This window comes from Shewanella sp. ZOR0012 (assembly GCF_000798835.1).
Classification (GTDB): domain Bacteria; phylum Pseudomonadota; class Gammaproteobacteria; order Enterobacterales; family Shewanellaceae; genus Shewanella; species Shewanella xiamenensis.
Genome location: NZ_JTLE01000094.1, coordinates 3,551,017 through 3,566,981 on the forward strand (window position 1 = coordinate 3,551,017; position 15,965 = coordinate 3,566,981).

The following is a 15,965-nucleotide window of genomic DNA, read 5'->3' on the forward strand; positions in this document are numbered from 1 at the left end:
TCTTGATTTATCTCGGCCGCTAGGCCGCAATCAATATAGCATTGTGCTAAACAGCACGAATATCAGGCAGAGGGTTGAAGCCCCACGACGTTAAACTTCTCGGCCGTTAGGCCGCAATGACTCCAGCGGTGAAGCCGCATAAAACCCAAATGTCGCATTCCGCGACAATAAAAAAGCCACTGTGGTTAGTGGCTTTTATCATAAAAATCAAAATCTAAGCGATTCGGCTTAGTCTAGACTTGGTTCTTCACTGTAATCTAAACCATGGTAGCTTAGGCAAGCGTCCACTTCATTGGCGCTACCGAGGATAACCGCAACGCGTTGGTGAATTTGCGTTGGTTGAATATCCAAAATGGTTTCATAACCGGTAGAGGCTTTACCGCCAGCTTGCTCGACTAACAAGGCCATTGGGTTGGCTTCGTACATTAAACGCAGTTTGTATGGCTTTTTAGGATCTTTATTGTCGGTTGGGTAAGTAAAGATACCGCCGCGAGAAAGTACGCGGTGCACGTCACCGACCATGGCGGCAATCCAGCGCATGTTGAAGGATTTTTCGCGAGGGCCAATTTTGCCTAGCAGTAAATCGGCGATGTAGGTCTGCATTGGCGCTTCCCAAAAACGTTGGTTCGACATGTTAATGGCGAACTCTTGGGTGTCTGGGCTGATGCTCATGGCCGCGTTGGTCAGTAAAAATTCGTTGGTTTCTGGGTGCAGGGTAAAGAGTTGCACGCCTTGGCCTGTGGTGAGCGCGAGCATGGTTGATGGGCCGTAGAGCACATAACCTGCGGCTAACTGATTGCGGCCAGATTGTAGGAAGCTCGCCTCGGTTAACTCACCCTGTGGTGCGGGCCCTTTTGTTGCTGGCAATACGGAGAAAATTGTACCGACAAGTGAGTTGATATCGATATTCGATGAACCATCTAGAGGGTCGAAACATACCAGATATTGACCATTGGCGCTGACTTCAACCACATGATCTTCTTCCTCAGAGGCGAGGCCGCGCACTGTTCCGTCGGCTTTTAATGCATCTTTGAGCATATCGTTGGTGATGATATCCAGTTTTTTCTGGGTTTCACCTTGGACGTTTTCTTGTTCGGTCGCGCCTAACACACCGGCTAAGGCACCGTGGCGCACGGCATGGCTGATGGCTTTGGAGGTGTCGGCTAAGGTCAAAATCAGTTGCGCGAGGGATTCGTTCACTGCCTTTGAGGTTAAGTGCTGGGCAAGAGTCTGCATGTTAGGTCCTTTAGGGGTTCAACATTGAGGTCAATTTCATTATTTGCCGCGAATAATAACTCAGTTAGTCGACAATTTCAGCGATGTTGCTGTGGGTTTTACGCAATTTAGGTTGTTACCGTTATCTGTTATCGCAAGGCGATGTTAGTTATCTTGAAAATTGAGCTAACCGCTGGAGTTTGCCTGCTAATTTGTATCTGTATATTGCCTGCGCTTTTTATTTAGGCTGTGCCTTGGCACAATGGCGGCAGTTTTTCATCGTCCATCAAGGGCGAATATGCTTCCAAGGAATAATAATGACTAAAAATGGGTTAGCTTCTTCCCTGCGCTCGGTGACATTGGGCGCCTCATCCCTACTGATAGCGAGTCAACTGGCCATGGTTTCTAGCGCGATATTTACCCCCGCCTATGCGCTTGAGGGCGGCACAACGCCGCTGACTATCGAGCGCATGAATGCGTCTCCTGCCTTGGCGGGTACGAGTCCCCGTGGATTAAAATTATCCCCCGATGGTCAAAGGGTGACTTATCTGGCTGGACGTAAAGACAACCAGAACTTTTACGATCTCTGGCAAATGGATGTGAAGACGGGCGAATCTAGCCTGTTGCTGAATGCCGATAAGTTGGCGAGCAATGAACTGTCCGATGAAGAAAAGGCCCGCCGCGAGCGCCAACGTATTTATGGCGACGGCATTATGGAATATTTCTGGGCGGACGATAGCAAGGCGCTGTTGATCCCTGCCTCGGGTAATCTGTATTACTTCTCCTTAGCGGATAACAGCGTTAGCCAACTGCCGATAGGCGAGGGCTTTGCCACCGATGCGCGCCTATCGCCCAAGGGTAACTTTGTATCCTTCGTGCGGGATCAAAATTTGTATGTGCTCAATTTAGCGACTAAAAAGCTTGAGGCCATGACCACTGACGGTGGCGGCGCGATTAAAAATGCCATGGCGGAATTTGTGGCGCAGGAAGAAATGAGCCGCATGACGGGTTACTGGTGGGCGCCCGATGAGTCGGCCATCGCCTTTACCCGTATCGATGAGTCGGGCGTTGAGTTAGTCACCCGCAATGAAATCTATGCCGATGGCATTAAGCTTACCGAGCAGCGTTATCCGGCGGCGGGCAAAAACAATGTCGAGATCCAACTGGGCGTTGTGACCCTTAATAATAAAGGCATCAATTGGGTCACCTTAAGCGATGATAAAAATAAGGATATTTACCTGCCTCGCGTCGATTGGTTGCCGGATAGCAAGCATTTATCCTTCCAGTGGCAGAGCCGCGATCAACAAAAATTAGACCTGCAACTGGTGGCGCTAGAATCGCTGACCAAGCCGAAAACCTTAGTCAAAGAGCGTAGCGATGCTTGGGTGAATCTTAACAATGACCTGCACTTCTTAAAGCAACAGTCGGCCTTTATTTGGGCATCGGAGCGTGACGGCTTTAATCATCTGTATTTGTTTGACCTAAAAGGTAAGCTGAAGACACAACTGACCAAGGGTAATTGGGCAGTCGATGAGCTGGAATATATCGATGAAACCGCAGGCTGGGTGTATTTCACCGGCCGTAAAGATACCCCCATCGAAAAGCATCTCTATCGAGTGCCGTTAGCGGGCGGCAAGGTTGAGCGTGTGAGCCGCGAGGCGGGGATGCACGATCCGGTATTTGCCGATAATCAAAGCGTGTATCTGGATTATTTCAATAGTTTATCTCAGCCACCACAGATCAGTTTACACGGTGATAAGGGCCAACATCTGGCGTGGGTCGAGCAAAACCAAGTCAAAGCCGGCCATCCTCTGTATGACTATGCTGGACTTTGGCAACAGCCTGAGTTTAAAGAGCTTAAAGCCGAAGATGGGCAAATCTTGCAAACGCGTCTCTTTAAACCTGTGCCCTTCGATGCGAACAAAAAGTACCCCGTGGTGGTGCGCGTATATGGCGGCCCGCATGCGCAATTAGTGACGAATAGCTGGAGTGAGCAGGATTACTTTACCCAATACTTAGTGCAGCAAGGTTATGTGGTATTTCAACTGGATAACCGTGGCAGTGCCCACAGAGGCACTCAGTTTGAGCAAGTGATTTATCGTCACTTGGGCGAAGCGGAGGTGAACGATCAAAAGGTTGGCGTCGATTATCTGCGCAGCTTGCCCTTTGTCGATAGCAACAACGTGGCGATTTATGGCCACAGCTACGGCGGTTATATGGCCTTGATGAGTTTATTTAAGGCGCCGGATTACTTTAAGGCGGCGATTTCGGGCGCGCCCGTCACCGATTGGCGCTTGTACGACACTCACTACACCGAGCGTTATCTTGCTCATCCCGCGAATAATGAGCAGGGTTACGAAGCCAGTAGCGTGTTCCCCTATGTGAAAAACTACCAGTCGGGGCTGTTGATGTACCACGGCATGGCCGACGATAACGTGTTGTTTGAAAACAGTACTCGCGTGTATAAGGCGTTGCAGGACGAAGGTAAACTGTTCCAGATGATTGATTATCCTGGGTCTAAGCATTCGATGCGCGGTGAGAAAGTGCGTAATCACTTATACCGCTCGCTGGCGGATTTCCTCGATAGACAGCTTAAAAGCGGCAAATAACTCAGCATTAGGTTGGCATTTATATCAGACTGGTATTTATGTCAGAGTGGCGTTTTTTAAAAGAGTGGGGTAACGTCCTCACTCTTTTTTATTTTGTATGATTCTGAGTTAAGCCTATTTATTTAACAGTACGCTGCTTAGTTTAATCACAACACACTCAATACTTATCTGGCGCTCAATATTCCAGTTCACTGAGTTGTAATTTGGATTTCCAGTTTGCTTTATTTCGTACAGCTAAAACCTATTTTGCAGAGATAAAAAAACCAGATCCTGGGATCTGGTTTTTTATGGCGTTCAAACGGTAAGTTGAAGATTAGTCTTCTAAGTTACCGCAGAAACGGTAGCCTTCACCGTGAATGGTAGCGATGATTTCTGGCGTATCTGGCAAGCTTTCGAAGTGCTTACGAATACGACGGATTGTCACGTCAACAGTACGGTCGTGTGGCTTTAACTCACGGCCAGTCATCTTCATCAGTAGATCGGCACGAGTTAAGATTTTGCCTGGGTTTTCAACAAAGTGCAGCATAGCGCGGAATTCGCTACGTGGCAGTTTGTAAGATTCACCTTGTGGGCTGACGAGAGAACGGCTGTTGATCTCTAGGCTCCAATCGTTAAAACGATAGTATTCTACAGAGCTCTTTTCTTCGACTTCATTGCCTGCGCTATTAACACGAGTCAGAAGGTTGCGAGCACGAATCGTCAATTCACGAGGGTTGAACGGCTTGGTAATATAATCGTCCGCGCCAATTTCAAGTCCAAGGATTTTGTCGACTTCGTTGTCACGGCCTGTTAAGAAGATCAGACCGATGTTGTTGATTTCACGTAATTCACGTGCCAACAACAGACCGTTTTTACCTGGTAGGTTAATGTCCATAACCACGAGGTTAATTTTGTTTTCCTGCATAGCCTTATGCATTTCTGCGCCATCATTGGCCTCAGTTACCACATACCCTTCTGCCTCGAAAATACTTCTTAGCGTGTTACGGGTAACGGCTTCATCTTCAACGATCAGAATGTGCGGATTTTGCATATTAAGTACCTAAATTTTAACCAATATTCTAACCATAAGAATCACTTACATCGGATTCTTATATTCATAAAATGTTGATACTTCCACTTACTGCTCTGTGCTTCAAAGGGAAGATCTTCACGGCTACACGTCAGGATGTATATAAGTGAACGTTTAAAGTGTAATACGATAAAACGTAACCAGTATCAACTTCGATAAGCAATAGTTAAAAATAGTTCCTTAACTATTGTTTTTTTTAAAATGTTTAAATGATAAATCAAATGTAGAACACATTTTAAAAGATGTCTGGCCAGCATAAGGTGATTTCGCAGAGGAATCTAACAAACCCTTGTCAAGATTAAGCAAACTTAATGTTATCTGCTTAACTGGCCAATGACGACATTGTACTCGTTTTAGGCATTTGTTAACAAATGAAATGTTAACAAATTTCAGGCTGAGACGCTGATTTACCATGATATTTACTTTAGTCATTGATTAGTATAACTAATGTATTTTTAATTCTTGTGAGCCAGTTCACGCCTCTTTGGATTTTTTAGGCTCTCTGTTAAACTAGCGCGGGTTCATTTTTCGACTAGACTACCAATGGACAACATGACTCAAGATTTGTGGCAGCATTATCAAACGCCGTTGTTTTTGCTTACTCAAGCATTATCCTGTGATTTTTCCTTTGCTGTAATTACCGCCCATAATCCCGCTTCAACCCTCCTTACTCCCAGCCAAAACCGATTACTCGACCGCCAACTTCTACGTGAAATTGAATTATTAGGCAGTCCCTATCGTGCACTGATTGGGGCATCGCCAGATTTATCCCATATGGAGAAGAGCTGGGCCGTGTTTATTGATCGCAGCATGGCCTTGCAGTTGGGGAAAAAGTTTAATCAATACGCTATCTACATGGTGGAACAGGGCGAGGTGAGTTTAGTGCCTTGTACATTAGCCGGGCAAACAGAGGTGTGTTTAGGTCGATTTAACGACTATGTGCGTTTGGTTTATGAGCTACCGGACTTGGTCACCTAACCGCGATTGACGCTTTTAATCGCTCCTCTGGCTAAGCTTTGCTGATCTCACGGCAAGGCTAGTTTGTTTTTCTTCTTTGCTAGATCTGATTGATTTTTCCCTATTCTCGTTTGGCATAAGTCGCAAACGTTTTAAATTCCCATTGTTTTTAAATGCGTTTATTGAATTTGTATATAGTGTGTGAAATTAGCATTGACTTCATTAGGGGTTTATTGCTACTTTTTTCGTCCCTTTCCGGCGGAAAGGAACAGAAGAGGAGCGTTAACTAGGTAGTCAGTCAGAGGAGCACAAACTCCAGCGATGATTGATGAGGGAGATTAACGCCGAGGCATAGATATGGTTGCTGCATGTTTATGTCGGTCGCTTAGGCTGAATCCTAACGATTGTCACCTGTAATTGGTGGAGAGCTTCTGGTGACGATTGCTGTTTCCCTTCTATTGGGGTGCGTATCATTGAGCACCAGGCTCTTCGAACGAAGTTAGTTCGGAGCGTAATCATGTTAGTTAATCAATATCTTATCCTAGTTTGTGCCGTGTCTTCTGCTTCTGCGGAGGTGCGCTAATGTCTCTTGTTGTCGCAAAATTTGGTGGTACTTCAGTCGCCGATTACGGTGCAATGAATCGCTGCGCCGATATCGTACTGGGCAATCCCGATTGCCGTTTAGTGGTGGTTAGCGCCTCCAGTGGCGTGACGAACCTGTTGGTTGAACTGACCCAAGAGTCAATAAACGACGATGGTCGCTTACAACGATTAAAGCAAATTGCGCAGATTCAATACGCTATCTTAGATAAACTCGGTCGCCCTAACGATGTTGCTGCCGCATTAGATAAGCTGTTAAGCCGTATGGCGGTATTAAGCGAAGCGCTGGCGTCCCAGCGCAGTAAGGCCACCATGGATGAGTTATTGTCCCTTGGCGAGCAGTGTTCGTCGGCATTATTTGCGGCGGTATTGCGCGAAAAAGGCGCCAACTCAAGTGCCTTCGATGTGCGCCGTGTGTTGCGCACCGACAGCCATTTTGGCCGCGCCGAGCCACAGGTTGAGCAAATTGCTTTGCTATCGAGTGAGCATTTACTGCCGCTGTTATCTGAGCAAGTGATTGTGACTCAAGGTTTTATTGGCTCCGATGAAGCGGGGCAAACCACAACTCTCGGCCGTGGCGGTAGCGACTATTCTGCGGCACTGTTAGCCGAAGCGTTAAAAGCCTCAGCGGTTGAGATTTGGACCGATGTGGCCGGGATTTATACGACCGATCCGCGCCTCGCGCCAAATGCCCATCCGATTGCCGAAATCAGCTTTAACGAAGCCGCCGAAATGGCGACCTTTGGCGCTAAAGTATTACATCCTGCGACGATTCTTCCGGCCGTGCGCCAACAAATTCAAGTGTTTGTCGGTTCAAGCAAGGAGCCTGAAAAGGGTGGCACTTGGATCCGCCATCAGGTTGAAGATGCACCCGTGTTCCGCGCGGTGGCGCTGCGCCGCGACCAGACGCTACTCAATCTGCACAGCCTACAAATGCTGCATGCGCAGGGCTTCTTGGCGGAAACCTTTGCCACATTGGCAAGACACAAGATCAGTGTGGATTTGATCACCACCTCCGAAGTTAACGTATCCCTGACCTTAGATAAAACCGGCTCCGATTCAAGCGGGCAAGGTTTATTAAGTGAAGCGTTACTGCAAGAATTATCGCAACATTGCCGCGTGCGTGTGGAGGATGGTTTAGCCCTAGTGGCGATTATCGGTAATCGCATCGCTACGACTGCGGGTATTTGTCGCCGCGTGTTTGAAGTGCTCGAACCCCACAATGTGCGCATGATCTGCCAAGGTGCCAGTCCGCATAACTTGTGTGTGTTAGTGGCCGAATCCGAAGCGGCACAAGTGGTTAAAGCGTTGCACGAAAATTTGTTTGAAGGCGTTTAGTATGTTGCCGACAACATCGTCTCTGCAAATTGGGGAGCTTGCCGCAGGGCAGGCTCTGACGCTGCCGATTTATCACTTTAAGCCAAGTGGTCATGTATCTGGCCCTAAAGTGTATATTCAGGCTAATGTCCATGGTGCTGAGGTGCAAGGCAATGCGGTGATTTATCAATTGATGAAACAGTTGGAAAATTGCCACATCTTAGGGGAAATTACCTTAGTGCCCTTGGCTAATCCGCTGGGAATTAATCAAAAAAGCGGTGAGTTTACACTGGGGCGTTTTGACCCTATCACTGGCGTAAACTGGAATCGTGAGTACTTAAATCACGCGATAGATTTACCCGCTTGGTACAGTGAACATGCTGAGCTTAGCGATAGCGAACTTATTCAAGCATATCGCAGCACCTTGATTGAAGCTTGCCAGCAGCGGTTACGTAACGATTGGGGCGTGACCACGGGACACAGATTGGCGGTTAGCTTACAGGCTATGGCCCATGCAGCGGATATAGTGCTCGATCTGCATACTGGGCCTAAATCCTGTAAACATTTGTATTGCCCTGAATATGATATTGCAGCGGCGCAGTTTTTCACGATTCCTTATACATTGGTGATCCCCAATAGTTTTGGTGGCGCAATGGATGAGGCGGCATTTTGTCCTTGGTGGCAATTGAGTGAAGTGGCAAAAGCGCAGGGGCGGGATCTCAATATCGCCGTTTCAGCTTTTACCTTGGAACTGGCGAGCCAAGAACGCATTTGCCTTGAGGATGCTTTAGTCGATGCTAAAGGCATTTTGGCCTATTTAAGCCATCGAGGGGTGATTGCCGAGCAAGTGGAACCCGTTAAGATGCCGCGTTTTGGCTGTTATCTTAAGGATTACAAAAAGTACCATGCGCCTATGGCGGGCTTGGTGGAATATGTGGCGCCCGTGGGAGAGCCGCTTGCAGCGGGTGAGACCTTAGTCAATCTGCTGCGACTCGACTTATATGGCAGTGAGCAGGAACTGACGGCACTCAGTTTGCCCCAGGATTGTGTGCCTATACTCCATTTTGCTTCGGCGTCGGTGCATCAAGGCACAGAGCTCTATAAAGTCATGACCAATCTGTTTGAATTGCCATATTAACGGCAATCAGCAAAACAAAACGCCAATCTCGAGATTGGCGTTTTTTTATTGCAGTCTACAACCACTTAAAGCGATAGAAGAGCGCCATTTGCAGGGCAACCAGCGATATTAAAATGCCGCAGAAGGTCGCAAAAGCCCATGCGTTATCCGCACCGGGAATACCGCCGATATTGACCCCAAGCAAACCGGTTAAAAAGCCCAGCGGTAAGAAAATTGCCGAGACTAAGGATAAGAAATACAAGCGCTTGTTTAGCTGCTCCGATTGCTGGCTGAGTAACTCTTCCTGGGTCACATTGGCTCGGTCGCGCAGTGCATCTAAGTCTTCAATGGTGCGAATAAGCTTATCCGTGGTTTCGCGCATCTTAAGTTTTTCGGGCTCATTAAACAGCACAAATTGATCGGACAGCATCTTAGTGAAGGCTTCTTTCTGTGGGCCTAAATAGCGGCGCAAGGCTACGGTTTGTCGGCGTAGTTCGGCAATATCAGTACGTAAATCTTTAACATTGCCAGAAACAACTTGTTCTTCTAATTCTGAAAGTTGCTCCTCTAGCGTATCGATAAAATCGACTTTACGTGTAGTCAGTTTTTCACAAATGGCGAGGAGAAAATCTCCTGTGGTGGTGGGGCCTGTGCCTTCCATGATCAGTTCAGCCACATCTTTAACCGATTGCAGCTCGCGATCACAGGTGGAGATAATGCGCTGTCTATCGGCGTAAATTCGCACGGCGACCATATCTTCAGGTGCTGAGTTTGGATTTAAGTTAATACCGCGCAGTGCGAGTAATACGCCTTCCCCTGCCAATACGGCTCGAGGGCGAGTATCTTGGGCGAGCAGGGCATCGGTTTCGACTTTATTAAGACCGCTGTTTAACACCCAATGGCGAGCCTTTTTGTGGCGATAACGTAGGTGTACCCAAATCAACCCGTCCTTAGGGTCCCAATTTTCAAGTTGTTCTGGGCTTAAGGTTGAGCCAGCTCGTGCGCCGCTAAGCACTATGCTATAGATAAATCCTTCGTGCATGTCACATTCCATCTCATGCTAAATCATCGGGTAAAGCTAACTGATTTTACAGTGGAAATGAAGCCTAGCGTCGTTTCCTCTCACAATAACCTCGGCGCTAGATGAGTAAATTGCTAGCCAAGCAACTTATGATGAAATAGATTAAAATTAGCCTTAGTTGTAATGTATTGAGAAGATAAAATGGAATATGAATTTCGGCGTAACAGTTTGACTGGCACGTATTTAGCCAGCTTTAGCATGGACCATGAGGTACTGGGCCAATGGTTTTCAGAAGAGTTGGGGCCTGAGTTAGCCAAAATTCAGCAAGTGCTCGATATTATCAAAGAAATTCAAACAGGTAAGCGAGTTTCTTGGCGTTTTATCGGCAAAGATATTACCTTAGATCTGGATGAGGAGCAGGCACGAATTTACGCTAATGCTTTAGGATTTGAGCAGGATTATGAACTCGAAGAGGCGATGTCCCTCTATGATGCTGAATCTGAGGCTTACTGTGGGCTAGAAGATTTAGAAGAAGCGCTACTTAGTTGGTATGAATTTGTGCAAAAAGGACTATAACCGCTCGCTGTGAATATCAACTAATAATAAAGGCAATCTATTGATTGCCTTTATTATTTAATGGAGTAAGCCTATCACTTATCCAATATCAATTGTTCAAATATCTTACCGCCATTTCGGTTCTCGACTTGGCATTAGCTTTACGCAACAGGTTTTTGACATGCACTTTCACAGTGCCTTCACTGATGTGTAAATGCTCTGAAATCATACGATTACTTAATCCTTCCGCCAGTTGTTGCAGGATCTGTAGCTCCCTTGGGGTGAGGCTTGAAATCCATTCTTGTTCATCGGCGGCATTTTTGAGTTCATAGAGATATTCTTCAACTTCTTCGCTGATCACTCTGTGGCCTGACATGGCATTTTTGAGTTTATCGAGCAGCAAATCTGGCTCGGTATCTTTGAGTAAGTAACCGTCAGCTCCCGCACGTAATAGGCGAATAACATCTTGTTTGGCATCTGAAACTGTTAGGATCACGATTCGTGAAGTCACGCCTTCTTGGCGCATGGCATTGAGGGTATCGAGGCCAGTCATTCCCTTCATATTGAGATCGAGCAAGACGATGTCAGGTTCATCAGTTACTACGGCGCTTAAAGCATCTAAACCACTACCCACTTCACCGAAGAGGTTAAAGTCTGGATCTGAGGCGATCAATTGGCAGATACCTTTACGTAAGAGAGGGTGATCATCGACCACCAGAACAGAATAAGGTTTACCCATGTGTAGGCTCCTGTTGAGAAGGGAAGATTAAAGTGACTTTGGTGCCCTGTGATAAATTGGATGTGCTATGGGGTTCAAGGGGCGAGTCTGGATTTTCTGGCTCTAGCTGTCCAGTGATTCCTTTGCGACTAGTCTGCGCATCATTGCTGCTAAATACAACAGTGCCACCTAACTTACTGGCACGCTCATGCATAATGCCTATGCCGAAGTGTTGATCCCGCTCTTTAATGTGGCCAATGCCTACACCATCATCACTTACACTGATATTAACCATACCATGCTCATCTTTATAACAGCGGATATTGATATGGCTAGCACGGGCATGTTTGATAGCGTTGAGCGTTGCTTCTCGGGTGATCTGCAAAATATGGATATGTTGTTTCGCCTCTAGCCATTGGGGGGAAAGCTTATAATCGAGGTGGATCTTGATATCGGTTTTTGCTCTGAGCTGCTCAAGCATTGCTTCCATCGCATTCTTCAGATTGGGTTCCTTAATGGTTAATCTGAAGGTGGATAGTAACTCTCGGAGTTGTACATAGGCTGTACTAACCCCTTCGTTGATCTCTGTGAGTTGTCCCTCAATGGTAGGACTGCGGCAGCTAAGATCTAAATTTTTGCGCAGCAAGCTAATTTGGATTTTTAGGAAAGAAAGCACTTGCCCGAGTGAATCATGTAATTCCCTTGCAATAACACCACGTTCTTCCATTAGGGCTAACTGTTGTCTTTGTTCGGTAGCGTTATGAATAACGATGGAGCGAGTAAGCATAATGGCAAAGTTTTTAAACAACGGAGTATTAATATCTTGGGTTGAGATAAGCTCTAAATAACCTAAATCAGCCTGCTCAAATTGTAGCGGAAAGCGGATGTTGTTGTGAGCGCCTTCTGGCCAGCCACCATCGGCCTCTACGACTTCGAGCTCCTGCTCAGGGTATTGGATAATCAGCCTCAAATACTCGATCGACTCATAATCTTTTAGCTGATTTAATGCTGCTTTGAGGGCCTTATAGTCCAGCTTATTGGCATTAAGTGTTAACAGAGTGTCGTATAAAAAGGCCAGTTCATTATTCGCCCGTGTCAGTGCTAAGGTTTTTTCGGCCACTTGTGACTCTAAGTTACCGTAGAGTGTGGCTAGCTCTCGCGCGGTTTTTTGCAGTGCATCGGTCAGAGCCGTGAGTTCAATATATTCGGTTTCGGGCATTTCGATTTCAAAGTTACCCTTAGAAATCGTATTGGCGGACTCCATCAATTGTTGCAAGGGTACAACGACTTTGCGTTTAGTAAATCGCACCGCTAAAAAGGCGATAACCAGCATCAGCCCAAGCCCAAAAATTTGGCTCGCCGCGAGAAGGCGCAACTTAAAAGCGGCATGATGCTCCATCTCCAATACCAATAAATCAATAGTATCGACAAAGTCCTTGAGTGAGGCGGCGTAGTCGCGGGAGTTTTCCTGCTCGATGTAATATTTCATCACTAGCCACTTATCGATAACAAGTTGATATTGCTCGGCTATTCTTTTCTGACTGAGCCAGCCTGTGGAGGGTTGTAGTGCCTCAGAATGCAGCGTATTTTCAAATTCAGTGATTTTTTCTTGGGCAGCTTCACTGCCTGAGTTGGCGTAGAACATCAGCCGGTAGCTTTGCATCCGCAGTGAACCAGAGGCGTTGATGGCTTTTGCATCCCCTAGGCTGTAAGACAAATTGATGATTGCGAAGATCGCTAGGCTGCTAGAAAGCAAAATCAGTACTAACATTAAACCCAAAATTTTAGAGGTAAGGCTGCCTCGTTTCATATGTCCATTACCTAATATATGGGCCATTGATTTAATGGCACTTTAGTCGTGTTTTACATTAGAAAATAATGTACTACACTAACGAAAACATAAAAGTGTGAACAACAACACTATTACATTTTGATCTAGCGCAAACTTCGTTCTAGATACCCCCTAAGAGGTATGTCTTTGGTGGGGTTAAGCCACTAACTTTGGCCTTGGAGATGTCGTGATTCACTAAAATAATGCAACACGGAGATGAGATGATGAAGAAGATGACTGGTAAGTCCTTTGCACTGAGTGCATTGGTTGCCGCCAGCTTCATGGCGGCGGGTGCGATGGCAAGCGATAAGACCGAGCCTCGCAACGAAGTTTATAAAGATAAATTTAAAAATCAATATAATAGCTGGCATGACACTGCAAAGAGTGAAGAGCTTGTTGATGCATTAGCACAGGATCCTAATATGGTTATTCTGTGGGCTGGTTATAGTTTTGCTAAAGATTACAACGCGCCTCGCGGCCATATGTATGCCGTGACTGATGTGCGTAATACTCTGCGTACTGGCGCCCCTGCCAACGCGGAAGACGGCCCAATGCCAATGGCTTGTTGGAGCTGTAAGAGCCCTGACGTACCTCGCCTGATCGAAGAACAAGGTGAAGACGGTTACTTCAAAGGCAAGTGGGCTAAAGGTGGCCCGGAAGTGACCAATACTATTGGCTGTGGCGATTGCCATGAAAAAGGTTCGCCAAAACTGCGGATCTCTCGTCCTTATGTAGACCGCGCAATGGATGCTATCGGTACGCCATTTGATAAAGCCTCGAAGAAAGACAAGCAATCAATGGTTTGCGGTCAATGTCACGTTGAATACTATTTCGAGAAGAAAGAAGACAGAAAGAACTTCGTAAAATTCCCTTGGGATATGGGCATCACTGTTGACCAGATGGAAGTTTATTACGATGGTATCGAGTTCTCAGATTGGACTCACGCGTTATCTAAGACGCCAATGTTAAAAGCACAGCACCCTGAGTACGAAACTTGGAAGATGGGTATTCATGGTAAAAATAATGTCAGTTGTGTTGACTGCCATATGCCTAAAGTGACTAGCCCTGAAGGTAAGAAGTTCACTGACCATAAAGTCGGTAACCCGTTCGATCGTTTCGAAGAAACCTGTGCAACTTGCCATAGCCAAACGAAAGAATTCTTAGTTGGCGTTACTAATGAGCGCAAAGCTAAAGTTAAAGAAATGAAACTTAAAGCGGAAGAGCAATTAGTGAAGGCGCACTTCGAAGCTGCTAAAGCATGGGAATTAGGTGCTACTGAAGCTGAAATGAAGCCAATTTTGACTGACATCCGCCACGCTCAATGGCGCTGGGATTTAGCCATTGCTTCGCACGGTGTTGCGGCTCACGCTCCTGAAGAAGCACTACGAGTGTTGGGTACATCTGTTAATAAAGCCGCCGATGCTCGTGTTAAGTTAGCACAGTTGTTAGCGAAAAAAGGTTTAACAGATCCTGTCGCTATCCCTGATATTTCGACTAAAGCGAAAGCTCAGGCGGTACTGGGTATGGACATGGAAAAACTGAATGCAGAGAAAGAAGCATTCAAAAAAGACATGTTACCTAAGTGGGATGCCGAAGCGAAAAAACGCGAAGCGACTTACAAGTAATTATTGTTGAATATGAGCTAACCTCTCATAGTAAAGCCCCCGCAATCGAGGTTGCGGGGGCTTTTTATTAGCGATTTTGCTCAGCCATTATTTCTTATGGGGGCTCAGATTGTTAATCTCATTTCGTTATCTTTAACGGCCCTGTTGGACGTTGAATGAAGCTTGCTCTAACGGTTTTTCTATCACTATCCCGCAGTAAAGTCCGTGACCTAACTATTCGTTGTCCTTAGGTTTGTTGCCAGTTTTCCAGCAATGTTGGTGACGCCCTGATTTACTCCTATCGATTGTTGTATCTGTAAATAACCGACTTTTTGAGACAGTTGGAGTACGAAGTTTTAGGGCATGGGAGGCTCATCCATTAAGCACATGGTTATTGATTCACTATAATCATTTTATCCCTTAGCTGTTTTTAATCAGCGTTCAACCTGTGGAGTTGTAAGGTTTTTGTTATTTTTTCGGTAAAATGTCTTAAGCTTTTGATAAGAATTTCTCCTTATCCTCGAAGCTATGATTTTGGTGATTGGATAAATAAGTGCATCAGAATATTAAAAGCAATGTTAGGACGACACTTCTTCAGTTTGCAAAGGGATATTTGTTTGTTCCATGGCTCGTATTTACGGTAATTATTTTGGGGCTTGAATGGACTCATGCTGATATGCGCTTTGCCAGCCTATTATTCAATTGGCAGGGAGGTGTCAGTTCATGGCCTTTACGAGGGCATTGGCTTACCGAAAGTATCTTGCATGTGACAGGACGTAATCTGGTGATTTTGTTCGCCATAGCGGTTGTTGCTTGCATTTGCCTAAGCTTTCGACTTGAGACGTTGCGTGTTTATCGTAAAGGTTTTATCTATTTATTCTGTAGTGTTCTTGCTAGCGTGTTGTTGGTTCGATTAGGTAAGAGTTTCACTCATATGACTTGCCCTTGGGATGTCATTGAATTTGGTGGGCGTATGATGCATAGCTCTCTATTTGCACGCTTACCAGAAGGGGCTGAGTTTGGTCAGTGCTTTCCTGGAGGGCATTCTAGTAGCGGTTTTGCTTGGGTCGCGAGTTATTATGTGCTCAAGGAGTACTATCCACGTTACGCAAAGTTTGGCTTACTCTTTGGGATTGGATTAGGGGCTATTTTTGGTTTTGCCCAAGAACTGCGCGGTGCTCATTTTTTAAGTCATGACTTATGGAGTTTGGCGATTGCGTGGACCTCAGCAAGCCTGCTTTATTATAGTTTTTTCCTACGTGTTCCTAAGGTTAAAAACAGTAAAGTCGCGAACAAAGTCAGCCTTATCGATACTAAAGTTTTCGAAAAAGGCATCTCTAAGTGATTATATG

At 46.0% G+C, this 15,965-nt stretch carries 12 protein-coding genes and 1 riboswitch; of the genes, 7 read left to right on the forward strand and 5 right to left on the reverse strand.

The annotated features are described in order from the left end of the window. Nucleotides 1–228: 228 nt before the first annotated feature. Nucleotides 229–1,236, reverse strand: coding sequence for a class 1 fructose-bisphosphatase (locus tag L976_RS17165; RefSeq protein ID WP_037421954.1), 1,008 nt, complete (start codon nt 1,234–1,236; stop codon nt 229–231). Between the two features lie 296 nt (nt 1,237–1,532). Here L976_RS17165 and L976_RS17170 point away from each other — a divergent pair, with 296 nt between their 5' ends. Continuing rightward, nucleotides 1,533–3,824, forward strand: coding sequence for a S9 family peptidase (locus tag L976_RS17170; protein WP_047538692.1), 2,292 nt, complete (start codon nt 1,533–1,535; stop codon nt 3,822–3,824). Nucleotides 3,825–4,137: 313 nt separating this feature from the next. Here L976_RS17170 and arcA read toward each other — a convergent pair whose 3' ends face one another. Continuing rightward, nucleotides 4,138–4,854, reverse strand: coding sequence for a two-component system response regulator ArcA (gene arcA / locus L976_RS17175; RefSeq protein ID WP_007644695.1), 717 nt, complete (start codon nt 4,852–4,854; stop codon nt 4,138–4,140). Nucleotides 4,855–5,436: 582 nt separating this feature from the next. Between arcA and L976_RS17180 the strand changes: the two genes are divergently transcribed. From L976_RS17180 to L976_RS17190, 3 genes are all read left to right on the forward strand, one after another. Next, nucleotides 5,437–5,871: a DUF3293 domain-containing protein gene (locus L976_RS17180; protein ID WP_037430123.1), complete on the forward strand. Its 435-nt coding sequence runs from the start codon at nt 5,437–5,439 to the stop codon at nt 5,869–5,871. Nucleotides 5,872–6,114: 243 nt separating this feature from the next. Next, nucleotides 6,115–6,289: riboswitch (Lysine riboswitch) on the forward strand. Nucleotides 6,290–6,432: 143 nt separating this feature from the next. Beyond that, entirely contained in the window at nt 6,433–7,788 is a 1,356-nt protein-coding gene (gene lysC / locus L976_RS17185; RefSeq protein ID WP_037421964.1) for a lysine-sensitive aspartokinase 3, read from the forward strand. A 1-nt stretch (nt 7,789) separates the two neighbouring features. Beyond that, complete coding sequence (locus tag L976_RS17190; RefSeq protein ID WP_047538696.1) at nt 7,790–8,905, forward strand: succinylglutamate desuccinylase/aspartoacylase family protein; 1,116 nt, start codon at nt 7,790–7,792, stop codon at nt 8,903–8,905. Between the two features lie 55 nt (nt 8,906–8,960). Here the strand turns inward: L976_RS17190 and L976_RS17195 are convergent, their stop codons facing one another. After that, the gene (locus L976_RS17195) at nt 8,961–9,926 is read right to left on the reverse strand and encodes a zinc transporter ZntB (RefSeq protein WP_037421970.1); all 966 of its coding nucleotides are present in this window, start codon (nt 9,924–9,926) and stop codon (nt 8,961–8,963) included. A gap of 180 nt (nt 9,927–10,106) precedes the next feature. On the opposite strand from L976_RS17195, the gene L976_RS17200 reads away from it, so the two are divergent. Then, nucleotides 10,107–10,481 carry a YacL family protein gene (locus tag L976_RS17200; protein WP_037421973.1) on the forward strand — a complete coding sequence of 125 codons (375 nt, stop codon included), beginning with the start codon at nt 10,107–10,109 and terminating at the stop codon, nt 10,479–10,481. Nucleotides 10,482–10,569: 88 nt separating this feature from the next. Here the strand turns inward: L976_RS17200 and L976_RS17205 are convergent, their stop codons facing one another. Further along, nucleotides 10,570–11,199, reverse strand: a complete 630-nt coding sequence (locus tag L976_RS17205; RefSeq protein ID WP_037421976.1) for a response regulator — start codon at nt 11,197–11,199, stop codon at nt 10,570–10,572. Further along, nucleotides 11,192–12,988 carry a nitrate/nitrite two-component system sensor histidine kinase NarQ gene (gene narQ / locus L976_RS17210; protein ID WP_047538698.1) on the reverse strand — a complete coding sequence of 599 codons (1,797 nt, stop codon included), beginning with the start codon at nt 12,986–12,988 and terminating at the stop codon, nt 11,192–11,194. The genes L976_RS17205 and narQ overlap by 8 nt, the downstream gene beginning before the upstream one ends. A gap of 242 nt (nt 12,989–13,230) precedes the next feature. Between narQ and nrfA the strand changes: the two genes are divergently transcribed. Both nrfA and L976_RS17220 read left to right on the forward strand, forming a co-directional pair. Further along, nucleotides 13,231–14,634 carry an ammonia-forming nitrite reductase cytochrome c552 subunit gene (nrfA, locus tag L976_RS17215; protein ID WP_047538701.1) on the forward strand — a complete coding sequence of 468 codons (1,404 nt, stop codon included), beginning with the start codon at nt 13,231–13,233 and terminating at the stop codon, nt 14,632–14,634. A gap of 544 nt (nt 14,635–15,178) precedes the next feature. After that, nucleotides 15,179–15,958: a phosphatase PAP2 family protein gene (locus L976_RS17220; RefSeq protein ID WP_047540660.1), complete on the forward strand. Its 780-nt coding sequence runs from the start codon at nt 15,179–15,181 to the stop codon at nt 15,956–15,958. Nucleotides 15,959–15,965: the final 7 nt, after the last annotated feature.

Excerpts from the sequence above, each read along its gene's own strand:
- arcA (WP_007644695.1), bottom strand. The coding sequence starts at position 4,854 with ATGCAAAATCCGCACATTCTGATCGTTGAAGATGAAGCCGTTACCCGT.
- L976_RS17195 (WP_037421970.1), bottom strand. The coding sequence starts at position 9,926 with ATGCACGAAGGATTTATCTATAGCATAGTGCTTAGCGGCGCACGAGCT.
- L976_RS17180 (WP_037430123.1), top strand. The coding sequence starts at position 5,437 with ATGGACAACATGACTCAAGATTTGTGGCAGCATTATCAAACGCCGTTG.
- L976_RS17200 (WP_037421973.1), top strand. The coding sequence starts at position 10,107 with ATGGAATATGAATTTCGGCGTAACAGTTTGACTGGCACGTATTTAGCC.
- L976_RS17205 (WP_037421976.1), bottom strand. The coding sequence starts at position 11,199 with ATGGGTAAACCTTATTCTGTTCTGGTGGTCGATGATCACCCTCTCTTA.
- L976_RS17190 (WP_047538696.1), top strand. The coding sequence starts at position 7,790 with ATGTTGCCGACAACATCGTCTCTGCAAATTGGGGAGCTTGCCGCAGGG.
- L976_RS17170 (WP_047538692.1), top strand. The coding sequence starts at position 1,533 with ATGACTAAAAATGGGTTAGCTTCTTCCCTGCGCTCGGTGACATTGGGC.
- lysC (WP_037421964.1), top strand. The coding sequence starts at position 6,433 with ATGTCTCTTGTTGTCGCAAAATTTGGTGGTACTTCAGTCGCCGATTAC.
- narQ (WP_047538698.1), bottom strand. The coding sequence starts at position 12,988 with ATGAAACGAGGCAGCCTTACCTCTAAAATTTTGGGTTTAATGTTAGTA.
- L976_RS17165 (WP_037421954.1), bottom strand. The coding sequence starts at position 1,236 with ATGCAGACTCTTGCCCAGCACTTAACCTCAAAGGCAGTGAACGAATCC.
- nrfA (WP_047538701.1), top strand. The coding sequence starts at position 13,231 with ATGATGAAGAAGATGACTGGTAAGTCCTTTGCACTGAGTGCATTGGTT.